Here is a 19,154-nt window from a genome sequence, read left to right as displayed (position 1 = left end):
GACATGAAACAGCCAGCAGTATTATCTACTGTTCCCTATTCCCTGTTCCCTATTCCCTGTTCCCTGTTCCCTGTTCCCTGTTCCCTGTTCCCTGTTCCCTGTTCCCTGTTCCCTGTTCCCTACTCCCTAACATTTCATGAAATTTGTTCTGTGTGATGCAATCAAAAATGGACTTAAACGCTACCCTCATAGGAGTAGTGCCTTGAGGTTGGGCAGATTAGGCCCTAGGGGGGATAGTCATTATTTTTAAGAAATGTTAAACTTCTTAACATATAATTGAGTTATGTTAAGTGTGTAACTGCAAGCTTGGGTTACAGTCCTTAACATTGGAAAAAATCCCAGGTTGTAACACCTAGGCTAACCGTCCGTACTTTAGACGAAAGAATTGCATCAAAACCTGCTTGCTGTTCTTTCGCGCTTCGAGTAGGGGCTTGACGTATCAAACCTTTATAGGTTAAAGGTATCCAGCCGGAGATGAGCCATGAAAACTGCTAAAATCTCAGACACAGACTCTGTACGCGCTTATCTACGAGAAATTGGTCGTGTTCCCCTGCTAACCCATGAGCAAGAAATTCTCTACGGCAAACAAGTTCAACGCTTGAGTGTCGTTCAAGATGAATGGGAATACTTAGCGACCCGTTTAGGTCGAGCACCCAGCCCAGCAGAATGGGCAGAGGCTGTGGGGCTCTCAGAAGCCGAATTAGAACGAGTGCTTGAACTAGGCCAAAGTGCGAAACGTAAAATGGTGGAAGCCAATTTGCGTCTGGTAGTATCCGTTGCGAAAAAGTACATCAAGCGTAATGTAGACTTGCTGGACTTAATTCAAGAAGGGACTATTGGGATGCAACGCGGCGTTGAGAAATTTGATCCCACCAAAGGATATCGCTTTTCCACCTATGCGTATTGGTGGATTCGTCAAGCGATTACCCGTGCGATCGCTGAAAAAGGCCGTACCATTCGTCTCCCGATTCATATTACGGAAAAACTCAATAAAATCAAAAAAGCTCAACGTCAACTGGCTCAAAAATTGGGGCGAGCCGCTACGATGGGCGAACTCGCGGCGGAACTGGAAATCACTCCCCGACAAATCCGAGAATATTTAGAACACGCTCGTCTTCCCCTGTCGCTGGATCTGCGGGTGGGGGATAACCAAGATACGGAGTTAGGGGATCTTTTAGAAGATACGGGAGCATCTCCCGAAGATTTTGCCCTGCAATCTTCCTTACGCACGGATTTAGAAGTGATGATGGCCGATCTCACCGAACAACAGCGTCAGGTGCTATCCTTGCGATTTGGTTTGGAAGATGGGCAAAGTTTAACCCTGGCTAAAATTGGCGATCGCCTAAATATTAGTCGAGAGCGAGTTCGACAAATTGAACGAGAAGCTTTAACAAAACTGCGAAAACGTAAAAAAGATATTGACGACTATATGGCAAGTTAAACAACGAGTGATCCCTCTGCGGTGACACTTATTAAAGCAGTAGAGATGTTTATCTAAAACGTCTCTACATCCTGCTAGATTAGAGTAAAGAATCACTGGAGTTGAAAATCCTCTTAATTGATCAGATTAAGAGCCGTTTCAACTTTTGCATAAGGGAGAGAAAGGCATGAGCGACGCATCCAATCGAAATTCGGAGTTTTTTCAGGAGGAAGGAGGAGAAATTGGGAACTTATTGTGGCAATATGTCCAATCTATGAGTCCTGATACGGTTTCTCAACTGTCTAAACCCAATTCTCCTGAAGTTTTTCAAGTGATGGAACGAAATATTATCGGACTATTAGGGAATTTACCCTCGGAACATTTTGGCATTACAGTCACAACCAGTCGAGAACATTTAGGTCGGCTGTTAGCTTCAGCGATGATCAGTGGCTATTTCCTTCGCAACGCCGAACAACGCATGGCATTTGAACGATCTATTCAAGTCGGTGAAAAAGCTGCTGACGAATAATGAAAACCCTTGATTTTTTTCCATTCCTTGATGCTCAAACCGACAAAAATTCGGCAGTCTGAACCATGAGTTTGCCGGAATTTGATAGTGTTCAATTAAGGCACTCGCTTCTGAGTTGGTATACTCAAACCGGGCGGAATTTACCGTGGCGAAATAGTCGTGATCCCTATCAAATTTGGATTTCTGAAATCATGCTTCAGCAAACCCAAGTTAAAACGGTAATTCCCTATTACCAACGTTGGTTAGAAACGTTCCCTACGGTTAAAGATTTAGCTGAAGCGGATTTACAAGCCGTATTAAAAGTTTGGCAAGGGTTAGGATATTATGCCAGAGCTCGAAATTTGCACGCCTGCGCTCAACAAATTGTGCAACAATATGACGGGGTTTTCCCGAATCAATTAGAAGCAGCTTTGAGTTTACCGGGTATTGGTCGCACCACCGCCGGAGGAGTTCTCAGTGCTGCTTATAATCTTCCGGTTTCTATTTTAGACGGGAATGTTAAACGAGTCTTAGCTCGGCTCAGGGCTTTATCGGTACCCCCAGCGAAATCATTAAAATCTCTGTGGGAATGGTCTGATAGTTTGCTTGATCCTGACCATCCCCGTGAGTTTAATCAAGCCATTATGGACTTAGGCGCAATGGTGTGTACACCGAAAGCACCCAACTGTTCAGAATGTCCTTGGAAACGGCATTGTCAAGCTTATTTATTAAATCTTCAATCTGAAATTCCCATGCGTGAAATCTCTGCTCCTTTACCCCATAAAATGATTGGTGTTGCTGTTATTTGGAATCAACAAGGACAAATTTTAATTGATAAACGACCTGCTAAAGGATTATTAGGGGGGTTATGGGAATTTCCAGGAGGAAAATTAGAGGCGGGAGAAACCCTAGAAGAGTGTATTAAACGAGAAATTCAAGAAGAATTAGCAATAGAAATAGAAGTTAAAGATCATTTAATCACCATTGAACACGCTTATACCCATTTTAAAGTCACATTAAATGTTTATCACTGTCGTTATATGAGTGGAGAACCCCAACCTTTAGAATGTGATGAAATTCGCTGGGTGACTTTAGATGAAATTGAACAATTTCCCTTTCCTAAAGCCAATGAAAAAATTATTGCAGCTTTGAAAAATAATTCTTAAGTCATCAATAATTAGGATGATTACCCCTATGAATTCTAAAGATCAACTGATTCAAGAACTCGAAAATCTTCCCGATCAACTCATCGATCAAGTCTTAGATTACATTGCGTTTATTAAGCATCGTCATTTTTTACAATTAGAGAAGCAACCGGACTTGAGATCAAGTTTAGACGAAAACTGGTGGAATAATTTATCTCAATTTACACCTGATTTTCTCGATGATCGAGAACAACCTAATCTCCCCCAGCGAGAGGATATTTTTTTATGAAATATCTGCTTGATACGAATATTTGTATCTATATTATCAAACAAAAGCCTATATCAGTTAAGCAGCGTTTTGAAGTGATTAACTCCTCTGATATCGGTATTTCTATTATCACTCTTGGGGAACTTGAGTATGGTGCCGCAAAAAGTCAAAATCCCTCACGCAACCGTAAGACTTTAGCTATATTTTGTGCTCCCTTCGAGATCGTGGGTTTGAATCAAGAAGATGCGCAAATTTTTGGCAATATTCGGGCTGATTTAGAGAGCCGAGGACAGCCCATCGGAAGTTACGATTTGTTGATTGCTGCCCAAGCCCTCAGTCGCGGTCTGACGGTAGTAACAAATAATGTAAAAGAGTTTGGTCGCATTAACAAATTAAAGATTGAAAACTGGGTAGAATGATAGACAGCTTAATGATATACAGGTAAGGTAAAGTGAAAACAACTGCCTTTTGTAAAGCTAGAATCAACCCAAATATTGCCATAATGGGCGACAATAATTCGTTTACAAAGAGATAAACCAATACCATACCCCTCTTGAGCTTCATCCCGTGCTAAACGAAAATGTTCTTGAAAAATGCGATCGCGATTTTCTTCAGGAATTCCTGGCCCACTATCACAAATACTCACCTGCACTTTTTGACTGGTGCGGTGTAAAACACTAACTTGTAAACTTCCCCCTCTGGGGGTATATTTAATCGCATTATCTAATAAATTAACCACCACTTGTCGAATCCGTTCTTGATCTGCATAAACACAGGGCGTATCATGGGGGATATCTGTTTTGAGATTCAGAGATTTAGATTGGAACTGCGAGTCTAATTCCGTTAAAATTTGGTTTAGAAAAACCGTTAAATCTAACTGATTGGGTTGAATTTGTAAGCGAATATTAGGACTGCTTGCTGTTTGGAGAATATCCGTAATCATCCGATCAATAATATGAATTTGAGAGCGAGCCTGTTGAATTAAACGCACTTTCAAAGCCACCGTAATTTGATCAGAAGATAAAGTTTCTAAAGCCAAAGAAGCTGCGGTGAGAGGACTTCGCAGATCATGAGCCAAAATTTCAATAATCCGATCTTTAAACTGTAATTGTTGCTGTAGCAGTTCTTTCTCTTGTTTCAGGCGAAACGTCTCATCACTGAGTTTCATCAGTTCCCCCGCATAAACAACGGAATTTACCGAATTTGTCAGGGGATAAGCGGGAGCCACAGGGGAAGATAACTGTTCATCCGACTCCAATAACTCCGTCGTTTGTTGCCAACGGGGCCACCAATGTTCGAGTTGAGTCACTAAGTTACTTCCGGCCAAAACCTGCCGAGGTTCAGGGTGAATTTTGATTAACGTGGGGGTGGCAATCAGTTTAAAATGTTCAGCCAGATACGGCTGTTCACCCACATCAATAATCTGAAGCTCAAATTCATCTTGAACATTTAACTCCTCTAGGAACTGACGAACTTGCCGAATATGCTCTTGAGAGCTAGGACGTTGATCAACGAACAGGAGAAGTTGTAAGGACACTTCTGGAGACGGAGACTGTTTTTCGGGAAATGCCTGCATGAAATAGGTTTGAAGCAGGAGCGGTAAGCTGTTGTCACTATCGGTGAAAGAGGAAGGATGGTACATGGGCAACTGCTTTTTATCTTATAGTTTAATTTAAGATCTTCTTAAGATTCGATTTTTTTTGGGGATAGGGTAAGTTGGGAGGCTGAAAGAGAGTGGTAGACTATTCGGTGTTTGTTGTTTTGTCCCTCAACGGTCTTGAGTTTTTGGGGGATAAGATCACCGTTGCAAAAATTTGGGTTGATCCAGAATGTTCCTAAGCTGGCAAAACTGGCAGAAAAATTCAGCATTGAGATGGGTCGTAGGCGTTGCGATCACGTTCTTTTTCCTTTGTTTAGGCTTAACTCTACACCGTTATTTCAGTTTTTATGCCTCTTATGACCAAGGCATTTTTAATCAAGTGTTTTGGAATAGTAGTCACGGACGGTTGTTTCAAAGTTCCCTGTCTTCTGCACTATCTACTAATGTTGTCCACCAGGGAGAGTTTCCTAACGTTAGCTACCATCGTTTAGGACAGCATTTTACTCCAGCATTGTTACTGTGGTTACCCCTGTATGTATTATTCCCCTCCCCAGTCACTCTAACGGTATTACAGGTTACGTTAATCACGGTTGCTGGGTTGGTGTTGTACATTTTGGCGCGTCAGTATCTGGAACCTCCTTTAGCCGCATTCATAACGGTCAGCTTTTATGCTGCCAATGCCGTCATCGGCCCGACGTTGAGTAATTTCCATGATATCTGTCAAATTCCCTTATTTATGTTTACAGCGCTACTAGCGATGGAAAAACGCTGGTGGTGGTTATTTTGGGTGTGTGCCGTTTTAATTTTAATGGTTCGGGAGGATTCGGCTATCAATTTATTTGGGATTGGGATTTATCTAATTTTAAGTAAACGTTATCCCGTGCAAGGGGTTTTAGTTTGCTTTCTGAGTTTTGGCTATATTTTAGCTTTAACTAATTTTATCATGCCTTTGTTTTCGGCGGATATTTCTGAACGGTTTATGATGGAACGGTTTGGTCAATATGCCGATGGAGAAGAAGCTTCAACCTTAGAAATTCTCTGGGGAATTGTGAGTAATCCGGGGCGATTAATCGTTGAACTTTTTACACCGTTTTGGGGAACATTAAAATATTTATTAGGTCAATGGTTGCCCTTAGCCTTTATTCCCGCCATTGCTCCGGCTTCTTGGATGATAGCAGGTTTTCCCTTATTAAAACTCTTCATGGCGAAGGGAGAATCCGTATTATCGATTACGATTCGTTATGCCTTAACCGTAGTTCCAGGGTTATTTTATGGAACTATTTTATGGTGGGCAAATCGACAACAACAGTTACAGGATAAATCAAACTTGCAACTGAACTTAGAAGGGGGAGAAATTTCTGAATCTAAAGTTACTTTACCGTCGGTCAAATTCCGTCGATTTTGGCTATTTTGTATTGGCTTATCCTTATTCTTTAGTTTCACCTCTAACCCCAATCGTACCCTCTATTTTATTATTCCCGATTCTATTGATCCGTGGGTTTATATTCCCGTAACCACTCAATGGTCGCACGTTGCTCAATTTAGACCGTTAATGGATGCCATTCCTGCTGATGCCAGTGTCGCCACAACGACTTATATTGTGCCCCATTTATCCGGTCGCCGAGAAATATTAAGGTTTCCCTTATATCAGTTAAGAAATGATGCGGGAGAGGTGATTTCTGTTGAATATATTTTAGCGGATTTATGGCAGTTACAAAAATATGGTCTAGCATTTTCAGGCGATCGCAATTCCTTCAATGAAATTACTCAACGGATTGAACAGTTAACGAATAACAAAGAATACGGCATTATTGATTTTAGAGATGGAGTCATTTTGATGAAAAAAGGTGTTCCCTCTAAACCGGAAGCTGTTAAAAACTACACCTCGTTTCTAGCTTCTAGCCATTGATTATATTACATCCTGAAATGTAGGCTACAATTTTAGTAGGAAAGCATAGAACAACAGTCCATGCAAACATTGATAGTCATCTGTTGAGATCGGGGTCTAAGGTTTGATGAATTATTACGGAATATTAAAGAGTGTCAAATTTAGTAAATTAGGGTTGGCAACCCAGAAACTTATGTTATGTTAATAGTCATAGGGCACAACTCAATAACACGAATATTGAGAACAACCCCATCGGATTAAAAGCTTGTGTCCGTCGTGCTTTAATCCAATTGCAACGCCGTCAGAGGCAATGTGAACTACCAAAACAAGTTGACGTTGTAGAGGGTCTGTGACTCGCTTGAGGCTCTAAAACGATAACGATTTAGTTTGCTTCGGGGTCAATGTCATAAAAAAGGTCTGTATCGACTTTGCTAGTACAATACTCCTGATTGGAATCGTTGCAATGTCTTGTCCACGTTAGTTGAGTATCTTGATTTTTTTATCTAACTTACCTGAAATCTGCTTGAGTCAACTTAGTTTACATTCTAAACGCTAAGGTCTGGTCATTCTGTACCAGGCCTTAAGTCTTGGGAGGAATTAATACCGGCCATCCTAAACGAGTGGGTTGTTGATAAATTCGTTTTAAAGTATTAATATCTCTAACAGAAATTGGCGGAGGTTCTCGAACTTGGGAAAAATACATCACGTCTGTTTTTTCAGGACTATGACCCCAAATTCCTAACGCATGACCAAATTCATGAAGGACGGCGGCTTCAATATATTGTCCGGTTTGGGTCGGACTTAACCAAATGGTGAAGTGATGGGATAAATAGGGAAACCCTTCAGGAGTATAGTTAACGGAAACTTGATACCGAGTTTCTGCGGAACTTGCTCGTTTTTTCTGAGGGTCTAGGGGCGGATTTTTTCTAATAATTTCAATATCCGCATCTTGCGGTTGTTCGACAAGACTTAAAGGTAAATAATTATTCCATTTTAAAATAGCAGATGAAACCGTTTCTTTCCACTGAAGATTAGAATCAGGATTCTCAATATAAACTTTAAGGGGAAATTTTGAAAACACTAAATAACCAACAGTCGTAGATTCAATTTGATCAAAATAATCCCCTTTATTACTTAAATCGTTCCAATTTGCTAAAAGTTCTGGTAATGGATGAGGTTTAAACGGAATTTTATCGTCAGTCCCAAGGGTTGATATTTGGCTAATTAAAATAATCAAGCCTATTATTATAGCAGTCGCTATTCCGCTTAGGGCATAGATTCTCCATTTCGGGGAAATGACACGCTTATATTTTGTCCTAATAGCCATGTCCGTTGCTATAACATTAGTTTAATTGACTCCAAAGTCTTGACTGATAACTGATAACTGATAACTGATAACTGATAACTGATAACTGATTATTTAATCCAACCTGCACTTAAAATAACAGTAATTCCCATAAAAATAATGGCTAACATCCAAGTAATGCGATTTAAGGTAGTTTCAGCACTTTTAGCGCTAGTAAAGAGTTGAGCTTGTCCACCAATACCCCCAATTCCATCTCCTTTAGGACTGTGAAGTAGAACTAAAATAATAATTCCGAGAGCAGATAAAGACCAAATGGCTTGTAAGACTTGAGTAATCATGGTAAGAAGTTGATAATTTGAACGAAAAAAATTAAACCGTCAAACCCTTAAGTTTAAACTATTTTTTCAAGAATTGGGTTACAGTCGCATCCGTATTGGAGTTCGATTTTCTCGAACATCATAGGCTGCCGATTCAATCATAGAACGACCTGTCATTTCCGGGGGTTGGGGAATTCCCAAAATCTGCAAAATCGTGGGGGCGATATCCGCTAAACAGCCATCTGTCCGTAAGGGAACATCAGTTCCATAACCCGGTATTTTGCGTTTTTCCCCTTCTATTAGGATAAAGGGAACCGGGTTTGTTGTGTGGGCTGTCCAAGGATTTCCCTCAGCATCGGACATATATTCAGCGTTACCATGATCAGCAATAATAATCGCTGTTCCTCCGGCTTTACTAATACTTTCTAACAATAACCCTAAACAGTGATCAACAGTTTCAATGGCTTTTACCGTCGCATCGATCATTCCCGTATGTCCGACCATATCAGGGTTAGCATAATTAATTACAATGAGCGAGTAAATTCCCTTTTCAATTCCTTCAATCGCCACATCCGTGACTTCAGCCGCCGACATTTCCGGTTGTAAATCATAAGTAGCAACGGAGGGACTAGGAATTAATTCTCGGTCTTCCCCAGGAAAAGGTTCTTCTAAACCGCCATTAAAAAAATAGGTGACATGAGCATATTTTTCCGTTTCTGCGGTTCGCAATTGTTGTAAACCGTGTTCAGCGATAACTTGTCCGAGAATATTATTGAGATTTTGAGGTTCAAAGGCGACTAATACGGGGAAATGAGGGTCATATTGGGTAAACGTGACAAAGCTGAGGGGTTCAATATAAGAACGTTCAAATCCAGAAAAATTGGGGTCAACAAAGGCTTGAGTTAATTCTCTAGCTCGGTCAGGACGGAAATTAAAGAAAATTACCCCATCACCGGCTTCTACCGCCCCTGGTGCGATGCGAGAAGGAACCACAAACTCATCGTTAATGCCTTCGGCGTAGGACGATAACATTAGATCACCAGCCGATAATCCATTGCCTTCCCCATCAAAGGTCATAATATCATAAGCTTGTTTAACTCGATCCCAGCGTTTATCTCGATCCATTGCATAATAACGGCCACTAATCGTCACAATGCGACCCATCCCAATGGCATCAATTTGTTCTTGAAGCTGCTTAATATATTTAATCCCATCTTTAGGATTGGTATCGCGACCATCCATGATGGCATGAATGCAAACATCTCTAATATTTTTGGCTTTGGCTAAGTGTAAAAGTCCGATTAAATGGTCGATATGGGAGTGAACACCGCCATCGGAACACAAACCGATCAAGTGTAATTTACTATTTCTCTCTAAAACATCTTGACAAACTTGTAACAATGCGGGGTTATTTTGAATGGTGCCATCTTCCACCGCATCGGAAATTCTGACTAACTCTTGAGGAACAACCCGCCCCGCACCAATATTCAAATGACCGACTTCTGAATTTCCCATTTGACCCTGGGGTAAACCCACCGCCTTCCCAGAGGTGCGAATTAAGGTTCTCGGATAAGCTGTCCATAGACTATCCATCACAGGAGTATTTGCAACGGCTATGGCATTTCCGTCGGTTTGTTCACGATAACCCCATCCGTCTAAAATGATCAGTACAACGGGAGATACAGACTTTGGTGCCATGCCAAGTTACCTTTTCGTTTGTTGTGGTAATTTTCCCATCTATCATACCATCGTGAGTTAGTAGAAGAGTGGAGATGGTGAAGAAAACCGTAGAGAGACTAAGCAGGGCTTAATCTCTCTTTTAAAAAATGATTGAGAATAACTTTGAGATTTCTTAGAAAATAGAAGTCGTAAAGTTATCAAAGGTCAACAAGTTAGGATCAACGTTATTAAGAGTTGCCAGAATTTGATTATTGACCTGAATTTGAGTCGAACCATTGACCAGGGTTAGAGTCAGTTGTTCAAAGGTGAGACCATTATCAAGGACAATCATGTCCACCCCAGAAGTAAAGTCAGTAATGGTATCGGGGCCAAATCCTGAAACCAGAACAAAGCGGTCACTGCCTTCGCCTCCAGTCAGGGTATCAGCACCGGAGGCCCCTACCAGGATATCGTTGCCTTTGCCTCCGGTGAGAAGATCGTTGTCTTGGCCACCATCAAGGGTATCATCACCGTCATCGCCCCAGAGTGCATCATTGCCCTCGTTCCCGTCTAGGAGGTCGTTGTCGGCACCACCGTAGATCAGATCTTGACCGGAGTTACCAGAGATTGTATCACTATCTCCGTTACCAAAGAGGGTATCGTCACCGTCGTTTCCTTCAAGTCGGTCTGTTCCTTGGTTGCCGAAGATGATATCATCTTGATTACCACCTTTAACAAAGTCATTATTCTGACCTCCGAACAGTTCATCTTTGTCATCACCACCATCAATCAGGTCATCTCCTTCATTCCCATTAATCGAGTCATTGCCAGTATTTCCAACAATGGTATCGTTACCCAGGTTGCCAAACAAGTCATCATCATCATCGCCGCCGTCGATTTGGTCGTTGTCTTTGCCACCCAAGACGGTATCATTGCCTTTACCAGCATCAATAAAGTCCTCACCTTGATTACCGTTAATGTAGTCATTCCCATCTCCGGTTTGGATGTTGTCGTTACCTTCTAAACCAAAGATTTGATCAGATTCGGCTGTACCTAAGATCTCCTCATTGCCATTAGTGGAAACCTGGGATGGGGAGGTTGTGTTAGGTTTTAAAGCAGGAAAATCAAGGGTTTTAATGAAATTACTAGGCTCATAAATATCATGAGTGGGGTTGGGTGTGGGCTCCGGTGTTGGTATCGGCGTGGGTTCCGGTGTGGGCGTTACCGTTGGTGTTGGTGTAGGTTCCGGTGTGGGCGTTACCGTTGGTGTTGGTGTAGGTTCCGGTGTGGGCGTTACCGTTGGTGTTGGTGTAGGTTCCGGTGTTGGTGTTACCGTTGGTGTTGGTGTAGGTTCCGGTGTTGGTGTTACCGTTGGTGTCGGTGTGGGTTCCGGTGTTGGTGTTACCGTTGGTGTTGGTGTAGGTTCCGGTGTTGGTGTTACCGTTGGTGTCGGTGTGGGTTCCGGTGTGGGCGTTACCGTTGGTGTTGGTGTGGGCTCCGGTGTTGGTGTTACCGTTGGTGTTGGTGTAGGTTCCGGTGTTGGTGTTACCGTTGGTGTCGGTGTGGGTTCCGGTGTTGGTGTTACCGTTGGTGTCGGCGTAGGTTCCGGTGTTGGTGTTACCGTTGGTGTTGGTGTAGGTTCCGGTGTTGGTGTTACCGTTGGTGTCGGCGTGGGTGTTACCGTCGGTGTCGGTGTCGGTGTTGGTATAATGCTCAACAGGAAACTATCGCTAATACTTGCCCCGCTTTTATCGGTAGCAGTAACATTAATAGTCAACGCATCAACATCACTGTTACTGGGTGTTCCTGTAAATTCTCCCGTTGTGCTATTAAACGTTAACCAACTGGGTAAAGTTGTACCATCGGCTAAGGTGGCGGTATAGGTTAAACTATCTCCTGCATCAATATCGTTAAAGTTATTAGCAATATTGAGATTGAAATTGCTATCTTCGTTAACGGTTTGGTTGCCAATAGCAGTCGTAGTCGGAGCATCATTAACGTTATTAACGGTGAGTTGGAAACTATTTTCAACCGTTGCATTACTACTATCGGTTGCGATAACTTTAATGTCAAGATTTCCGACATCACTGTTACTGGGTGTTCCTGTAAATTCTCCCGTTGTGCTATTAAACGTTAACCAACTGGGTAAAGTTGTACCATCGGCTAAGGTGGCGGTATAGGTTAAACTATCTCCTGCATCAATATCGCTGAAATTATTAACAATATTGAGATTAAAATTGCTATCTTCGTTAACGGTTTGGTTGCCGATAGGAGTTGCAGTCGGAGCATCATTAACGTTATTAACGGTGAGTTGGAAACTATTTTCAACGGTGGCATTACTACTATCGGTTGCGATAACTTTAATGTCAAGATTTCCGACATCGCTGTTAGTCGGTGTTCCGGTAAATATTCCTGTTGTGCTATTAAATGTTAACCAACTGGGTAAAGTTGTACCATCGGCTAAGGTGGCACTATAGGTTAAACTATCTCCTGCATCAATATCGCTAAATTTATTAACAATATTGAGACTGAAATTGCTATCTTCGTTAACGGTTTGGTTGCCGATAGGAGTTGCAGTCGGAGCATCATTAACGTTATTAACGGTGAGTTGGAAACTATTTTCAACCGTTGCATTACTACTATCGGTTGCGATAACTTTAATGTCAAGATTTCCGACATCACTGTTAGTCGGTGTTCCGTTAAAAGTTCCCGTTGTGCTGTCGAAAGTTAACCAACTGGGTAAAGGTTTACCATCGGCTAAGGTGGCGCTATAGGTTAAACTATCTCCTGCATCAATATCGTTAAAGTTATTAACAATATTGAGATTGAAATTGCTATCTTCGTTAACGGTTTGGTTGCCAATAGCAGTCGTAGTCGGAGCATCATTAACGTTATTAACGGTGAGTTGGAAACTATTTTCAACTGTGGCATTACTGCTATCTTTAGCTGTCACTTTGATAGCAATATTCCCGACATCACTGTTAGTCGGTGTTCCGGTAAAAGTTCCCGTTGTGCTGTCGAAAGTTAACCAACTGGGTAAGGCTTTACCATCGGCTAAGGTGGCGGTATAGGTTAAACTATCTCCTGCATCAATATCGTTAAAGTTATTAACAATATTGAGACTGAAACTGCTATCTTCGTTAACGGTTTGGTTGCCAATAGCAGTCGTAGTCGGAGCATCATTAACGTTATTAACGGTGAGTTGGAAACTATTTTCAACCGTTGCATTACTACTATCGGTTGCGATAACTTTAATGTCAAGATTTCCGACATCACTGTTAGTCGGTGTTCCGGTAAAGGTTCCCGTTGTGCTATTAAACGTTAACCAACTGGGTAAGGCTTTACCATCGGCTAAGGTGGCGCTATAGGTTAAACTATCTCCTGCATCAATATCGCTAAATTTATTAACAATATTGAGACTGAAACTGCTATCTTCTGTTGCGGTTTGAGCCGTGATAGGAGTCGCAGTTGGAGCATCGTTAACGTTATTAACGGTGAGTTGGAAACTATTTTCAACGGTGGCATTACTGCTATCTTTAGCTGTCACTTTGATAGCAATATTCCCGACATCACTGTTACTGGGTGTTCCGGTAAAGGTTCCCGTTGTGCTATTAAATGTTAACCAACTGGGTAAAGGGTTACCATCGGCTAAGGTGGCGCTATAGGTTAAACTATCTCCTGCATCAATATCGTTAAATTTATTAACAATATTGAGATTGAAACTGCTATCTTCGTTAACGGTTTGGTTCCCGATAGCAGTCGCAGTTGGAGCGTCGTTAACGTTATTAACGGTGAGTTGGAAACTATTTTCAACTGTGGCATTATTACTATCGGTTGCGATAACTTTAATGTCAAGATTTCCGACATCACTGTTAGTCGGTGTTCCGGTAAATGTTCCGGTTGTGCTATCGAAAGTTAACCAACTGGGTAAGGCTTTACCATCGGCTAAGGTGGCGGTATAGGTTAAACTATCTCCTGCATCAATATCGTTAAAGTTATTAGCAATATTGAGATTGAAATTGCTATCTTCGTTAACAGTTTGGTTGCCGATAGCAGTCGTAGTTGGAGCGTCGTTAACGGCCGTAACCGTAATGGAGGCGTTGGCAGTGTTGACGCTAAAGGCCGTTGTACCGCCGTTACTGGTGGTGTCGGCTGTACCTCCGACTGTACCTGTGGACTTATCCCAGGCGCGGAAGGTGAGGGCAGTGGTAATAGTACCGTTGTAGTTGGCAGTGGGCTGGAAGCGGACTTTGTTACCTGCATCTAATAATAGGGCGTTACTGTCGCTGACGGCGGGGAAGTTTGTCCAGGTTGTGCCGTTGTCAGTGGAATATTGCCAAGTACCGTTATTGTCGGCGGCTGTAATCGCAATGGCTTCGGTGATGGTGGGGTTGGTGTCTACATCGGATATAGAAAGAAAATCATTATAGATTTTGCTGATGGGGTTTCCTGAACTATCGTAGCCCGTGAGCAGGATATCGGTGTAGCCATCAGAGTCAAAGTCAGCCGTGGTGACGGAACTATCGTAAACACCAGTGAGGGAGATGTTGGTGTTTTCGCTAAAACCGCCACTGCCGTTGTTGCTATAGATTTTACTGATGCGGTCAGAACCATCGAAGCCCGTGAGCAGGATGTCGGTGTCCCCATCATTGTCAAAGTCAGCCGTGGTGACGGAACTATCGTAAACACCAGTGAGGGAGATGTTGGTGTTTTCGCTAAAACCGCCACTGCCGTTGTTGCTATAGATTTTGCTGATGGGGCCAGAACCATCGAAGCCTGTGAGCAGGATATCGGTGTCCCCATCTTTGTCAAAGTCGGCCGTGGTGACGGAACTATATAAAACACCCGTGAGGGAGACGTTGGTGTTTTCGCTAAAACCGCCACTGCCGTTGTTACTATAGATTTTGCTGATGGGGTTATCAAAACCATCTTTGCCCGTGAGCAGGATGTCGGTGTACCCATCTTTGTCAAAGTCGGCGGTAGTGACGGAACTATAGCGAACACCGGTGAGAGAGACGTTGGTGTTTTCGCTAAAACCGCCACTGCCGTTGTTACTATAGATTTTGCTGATGGGGTTATTAAAACTATCCTTGCCCGTGAGCAGGATGTCGGTGTACCCATCAGAGTCAAAGTCGGCCGTGGTGACGGAACTTCTGTAAACACCGGTGAGGGAGACGTTGGTGTTTTCGCTAAAACCGCCACTGCCGTTGTTGCTATAGATTTTGCTGATGAGGTTATTAGAACTATCTTTGCCCGTGAGCAGGATATCGGTGTCCCCATCTTTGTCAAAGTCGGCGGTGGTGACGGAACTATAACCAACACTGGTGAGGGAGACGTTGGTGTTTTCGCTAAAACCGCCACTGCCGTTGTTGCTATAGATTTGGCTGATGGGGCCAGAACCATCTTTGCCCGTGAGCAGGATGTCGGTGTCCCCATCATTGTCAAAGTCCGCCGTGGTGACGGAACTATAGCGAACACCGGAGAGAGAGATGTTGGTGTTTTCTTTAATACTTCCAGATGGAATTATATCTTTGATAACATCCCCACTAGAATTGTTATCATCTTCGTTAATGGTGGTGAGGGTATAGGTGAAGTTGGTATTATCTAATACAGGCGCGTCGTTAACGTTATTAACCGTCAGTTGGAAGCTATTTTCAACGGTGGCATTATTACTATCGGTTGCGATAACTTTAATGTCAAGATTTCCGACATCACTATTCGTGGGTGTTCCGGTAAAAGTTCCCGTTGTGCTGTCGAAAGTTAACCAACTGGGTAAAGGTTTACCATCGGCTAAGGTGGCGCTATAGGTTAAACTATCTCCTGCATCAATATCGCTAAATTTATTAACAATATTGAGATTGAAATTGCTATCTTCGTTAACGGTTTGGTTGCCGATAGCAGTCGCAGTTGGAGCGTCGTTAACGGCTGTAACCGTAATGGAGGCGGTGGCGGTGTTACTGCTAAAGGCTGTTGTCCCGCCGTTAGTGGTGGTGTCGGCTGTATTTCCGGCTGTACCTGTGGACTGATCCCAAGCGCGGAAGGTGAGAGCGTTGGTAATGGTTCCGTTGTAGTTAGCCTTGGGTTGGAAACGAACTTTATTCCCTGCATCTAATAATAGGGCGTTACTGTCGCTGACGGTGGGGAAGTTAGTCCAGGTTGTGCCGTTGTCGGTGGAATATTGCCAAGTACCGTTATTGTCGGCGGCTGTAATCGCAATGGCTTCGGTGATGGTGGTGGTGTCTACATCAGATATGGGGAAAAGATTGTTATAGATTTTGCTGATGTAACCAGAATTACTGTTGCCCGTGAGCAGGATGTCGGTGTCACCATCAGAGTCAAAGTCGGCGGTGCTGACGGAACTATTGTAAACACCATTGAGGGAGATGTTGGTGTTTTCGCTAAAACCGCCACTGCCGTTGTTGCTATAGATTTTGCTGATGAGGTTATTAGAACTATCTTTGCCCGTGAGCAGGATATCGGTGTCCCCATCTTTGTCAAAGTCGGCGGTGGTCACGGAACTATAGCGAACACCAGTGAGGGAAACGTTGGTGTTTTCGCTAAAACCGCCACTGCCGTTGTTGCTATAGATTTTGCTGATGCGGCCAGAACTACTGTAGCCCGTGAGCAGGATGTCGGTGTCCCCATCATTGTCAAAGTCGGCGGTGGTGACCGCACTATTGGAAACACCGGTGAGGGAGACGTTGGTGTTTTCGCTAAAACCGCCACTGCCATTGTTGCTATAGATTTTGCTGATGGGGCTAGAACTCTTGATGCCCGTGAGCAGGATGTCGGTGTACCCATCATTGTCAAAGTCGGCGGTGGTGACGGAACTATTGTAAACACCGGTGAGGGAGACGTTGGTGTTTTCGCTAAAACCGCCACTGCCATTGTTGCTATAGATTTTGCTGATGGGGATAGAACCATCGTAGCCCGTGAGCAGGATGTCGGTGTCCCCATCTTTGTCAAAGTCGGCGGTGGTGACCGCACTATAGGAAACACCGGTGAGGGAGACGTTGGTGTTGAGGCTAAAACCGCCACTGCCGTTGTTGCTATAGATTTTGCTGATGCGGCCAGAACTATCTTTGCCTGTGAGCAGGATGTCGGTGTCCCCATCTTTGTCGAAGTCGGCTGTGGTGACGGAACTCAAGTCAACACCAGTGAGGGAGACGTTAGTGTTGAGGCTAAAACCGCCACTGCCGTTGTTGCTATAGATTTTGCTGATGCGGTTTCCTGAACTATCCCGGCCCGTGAGCAGGATGTCGGTGTACCCATCATTGTCAAAGTCGGCGGTGGTGACGGAACTCCCGGCAACACCCGTGAGGGAGATATTGGTGTTTTCTTTAATACTTCCAGATGGAATTATATCTTTGATAACATCCCCACTAGAATTGTTATCATCTTCGTTAATCGTGGTGAGGGTATAGGTAAAGTTAGTATTATCTAATACAGGCGCAGCATCGTTAACGGCCGTGATCGTAACTTGGGCGGTAACTGGGGTAGCGGACTCTAAACCATCGTTATCTTTAGCTACCACTTGCAAAGCGTTGACCGTGCCGTTAACGTTAGCATCCGGTGTCCAATAAGCTTTTTTCGTGGCATCTATCGTATCATTACTTCCTGCAACCCAAGCTGTGGCGCTGGCTGCATCGTTGCCAATTTTTAACGTCCCACTACTGACGGCTTTCACAACAAAGGCATCCACCGTGCCATCACTGTCCGCTTCATTTCCTTGGGCAACAAGGTCAGCAAAGGTGAGTTCGACTTCTGTATCTTCGTTGGTGGTGTCAACCGGGCCAGCAAAACTGTTGAAGGTGGGGGGGGTGGAGGTGGGGGTGTTGTTATAGATTTTGCTGATGTGGTTAGATGAACTATCAAAGCCCGTGAGCAGGATGTCGGTGTACCCATCAGAGTCAAAGTCGGCTGTGCTGACGGAACTAAAGGCAACACCAAGGAGGGAGACGTTGGTGTTTTCGCTAAAACCGCCACTGCCGTTGTTGCTATAGATTTTGCTGATGTAGTTAGATGAACTATCCCGGCCCGTGAGCAGGATGTCGGTGTCCCCATCTTTGTCAAAGTCGGCTGTGCTGACGGAACTATAGTAAACACCATTGAGGGAGATGTTGGTGTTTTCACTAAAACCGCCACTGCCGTTGTTGCTATAGATTTTGCTGATGGGGTTATTAGAACTATCCCGACCCGTGAGCAGGATGTCGGTGTCACCATCAGAGTCAAAGTCGGCTGTGCTGACGGAACTAAAGGCAACACCGGAGAGGGAGACGTTGGTGTTTTCGCTAAAACCGCCACTGCCGTTGTTGCTATAGATTTTGCTGATGGGGTTAGATGAACTATCCCGGCCCGTGAGCAGGATGTCGGTGTCCCCATCTTTGTCAAAGTCGGCGGTGGTGACGGAACTTGTATAAACACCGGTGAGGGAGACGTTGGTGTTTTCGCTAAAACCGCCACTGCCGTTGTTGCTATAGATTTTGCTGATGCGGCCAGAACTATCCAAGCCCGTGAGCAGGATGTCGGTGTCCCCATCTTTGTCAAAGTCGGCGGTGGTGACGGAACTATAGCCAACACCGGTGAGGGAGATGTTGGTGTTTTCGCTAAAACCGCCACTGCCGTTGTTGCTATAGATTTGGCTGATGGGTTTCCATGAACTATCCTGGCCCGTGAGCAGGATGTCGGTGTCCCCATCAGAGTCAAAGTCGGCGGTGGTGACGGAACCCTTGTAAACACGGGTGAGGGAGACGTTGGTGTTTTCGCTAAAACCACCACTGCCGTTGTTGCTATAGATTTGGCTGATGGGGTTATTAAAACTATCGTAGCCCGTGAGCAGAATGTCGGTGTCACCATCAGAGTCAAAGTCGGCTGTGGTGACGGAACTTCTGTAAACACCGGTGAGGGAGATGTTGGTGTTTTCGGTAAAGTTAAAACTAGAAGTCATTTTTTTAATCCTCTTTAATGAGGTAGTTAGTTGATGGAAGAATGGGTCTCAAACCTATTCAACTGAAGAAAACCGTAGAGAGACTAAGACCTGCTT

Annotated in this window: 11 protein-coding genes; 6 read left to right on the top strand and 5 right to left on the bottom strand. The window is 43.7% G+C overall.

Features of this window, described 5'->3' with window-relative positions:
- The first annotated feature begins 481 nt into the window (after positions 1-481).
- From NMK36_RS05905 to vapC, 5 genes are all read left to right on the top strand, one after another.
- Entirely contained in the window at positions 482-1,441 is a 960-nt protein-coding gene (locus NMK36_RS05905) for an RNA polymerase sigma factor, RpoD/SigA family (RefSeq protein ID WP_254173279.1), read from the top strand.
- A 166-nt stretch (positions 1,442-1,607) separates the two neighbouring features.
- Entirely contained in the window at positions 1,608-1,949 is a 342-nt protein-coding gene (locus NMK36_RS05900) for a DUF760 domain-containing protein (protein ID WP_072717272.1), read from the top strand.
- Positions 1,950-2,014: 65 nt separating this feature from the next.
- Complete coding sequence (gene mutY / locus NMK36_RS05895) at positions 2,015-3,094, top strand: A/G-specific adenine glycosylase (protein WP_254173278.1); 1,080 nt, start codon at positions 2,015-2,017, stop codon at positions 3,092-3,094.
- Positions 3,095-3,122: 28 nt separating this feature from the next.
- Positions 3,123-3,362, top strand: coding sequence for a hypothetical protein (locus NMK36_RS05890; RefSeq protein ID WP_254173277.1), 240 nt, complete (start codon positions 3,123-3,125; stop codon positions 3,360-3,362).
- Positions 3,359-3,760 (top strand): type II toxin-antitoxin system tRNA(fMet)-specific endonuclease VapC, encoded by a 402-nt coding sequence (vapC, locus tag NMK36_RS05885; protein ID WP_254173276.1) that lies wholly within the window; start codon positions 3,359-3,361, stop codon positions 3,758-3,760. The genes NMK36_RS05890 and vapC overlap by 4 nt, the downstream gene beginning before the upstream one ends.
- 8 nt (positions 3,761-3,768) lie before the next feature.
- Here the strand turns inward: vapC and NMK36_RS05880 are convergent, their stop codons facing one another.
- Positions 3,769-4,917, bottom strand: a complete 1,149-nt coding sequence (locus tag NMK36_RS05880; RefSeq protein ID WP_072717276.1) for a histidine kinase — start codon at positions 4,915-4,917, stop codon at positions 3,769-3,771.
- Positions 4,918-5,170: 253 nt separating this feature from the next.
- On the opposite strand from NMK36_RS05880, the gene NMK36_RS05875 reads away from it, so the two are divergent.
- A complete protein-coding gene (locus tag NMK36_RS05875) occupies positions 5,171-6,850 on the top strand; it encodes a DUF2079 domain-containing protein (protein ID WP_254173275.1) in 1,680 nt (559 codons plus the stop codon).
- A 559-nt stretch (positions 6,851-7,409) separates the two neighbouring features.
- On the opposite strand, the gene NMK36_RS05870 is transcribed toward NMK36_RS05875, so the two are convergent.
- The 4 genes from NMK36_RS05870 to NMK36_RS05855 form a co-directional block, all read right to left on the bottom strand.
- Positions 7,410-8,156 carry a matrixin family metalloprotease gene (locus NMK36_RS05870; protein WP_072717278.1) on the bottom strand — a complete coding sequence of 249 codons (747 nt, stop codon included), beginning with the start codon at positions 8,154-8,156 and terminating at the stop codon, positions 7,410-7,412.
- An 89-nt stretch (positions 8,157-8,245) separates the two neighbouring features.
- Positions 8,246-8,473 carry a preprotein translocase subunit SecG gene (secG, locus tag NMK36_RS05865; protein WP_072717279.1) on the bottom strand — a complete coding sequence of 76 codons (228 nt, stop codon included), beginning with the start codon at positions 8,471-8,473 and terminating at the stop codon, positions 8,246-8,248.
- Between the two features lie 78 nt (positions 8,474-8,551).
- A complete protein-coding gene (gpmI, locus tag NMK36_RS05860; protein ID WP_072717280.1) occupies positions 8,552-10,150 on the bottom strand; it encodes a 2,3-bisphosphoglycerate-independent phosphoglycerate mutase in 1,599 nt (532 codons plus the stop codon).
- A 154-nt stretch (positions 10,151-10,304) separates the two neighbouring features.
- The gene (locus tag NMK36_RS05855; protein ID WP_254173274.1) at positions 10,305-19,058 is read right to left on the bottom strand and encodes a putative Ig domain-containing protein; all 8,754 of its coding nucleotides are present in this window, start codon (positions 19,056-19,058) and stop codon (positions 10,305-10,307) included.
- Between the last annotated feature and the right edge of the window lie 96 nt (positions 19,059-19,154).

The organism is Planktothrix pseudagardhii, from assembly GCF_904830925.1.
Lineage (GTDB): Bacteria > Cyanobacteriota > Cyanobacteriia > Cyanobacteriales > Microcoleaceae > Planktothrix > Planktothrix tepida.
Note: the sequence above shows the minus strand (reverse complement) of the source record. Positions and strands in the feature narration are given on the sequence as shown.

Excerpts from the sequence above, each read along its gene's own strand:
- NMK36_RS05905 (WP_254173279.1), top strand. The coding sequence starts at position 482 with ATGAAAACTGCTAAAATCTCAGACACAGACTCTGTACGCGCTTATCTA.
- NMK36_RS05900 (WP_072717272.1), top strand. The coding sequence starts at position 1,608 with ATGAGCGACGCATCCAATCGAAATTCGGAGTTTTTTCAGGAGGAAGGA.
- mutY (WP_254173278.1), top strand. The coding sequence starts at position 2,015 with ATGAGTTTGCCGGAATTTGATAGTGTTCAATTAAGGCACTCGCTTCTG.
- NMK36_RS05890 (WP_254173277.1), top strand. The coding sequence starts at position 3,123 with ATGAATTCTAAAGATCAACTGATTCAAGAACTCGAAAATCTTCCCGAT.
- vapC (WP_254173276.1), top strand. The coding sequence starts at position 3,359 with ATGAAATATCTGCTTGATACGAATATTTGTATCTATATTATCAAACAA.
- NMK36_RS05880 (WP_072717276.1), bottom strand. The coding sequence starts at position 4,917 with ATGCAGGCATTTCCCGAAAAACAGTCTCCGTCTCCAGAAGTGTCCTTA.
- NMK36_RS05875 (WP_254173275.1), top strand. The coding sequence starts at position 5,171 with ATGTTCCTAAGCTGGCAAAACTGGCAGAAAAATTCAGCATTGAGATGG.
- NMK36_RS05870 (WP_072717278.1), bottom strand. The coding sequence starts at position 8,156 with ATGGCTATTAGGACAAAATATAAGCGTGTCATTTCCCCGAAATGGAGA.
- secG (WP_072717279.1), bottom strand. The coding sequence starts at position 8,473 with ATGATTACTCAAGTCTTACAAGCCATTTGGTCTTTATCTGCTCTCGGA.
- gpmI (WP_072717280.1), bottom strand. The coding sequence starts at position 10,150 with ATGGCACCAAAGTCTGTATCTCCCGTTGTACTGATCATTTTAGACGGA.
- NMK36_RS05855 (WP_254173274.1), bottom strand. The coding sequence starts at position 19,058 with ATGACTTCTAGTTTTAACTTTACCGAAAACACCAACATCTCCCTCACC.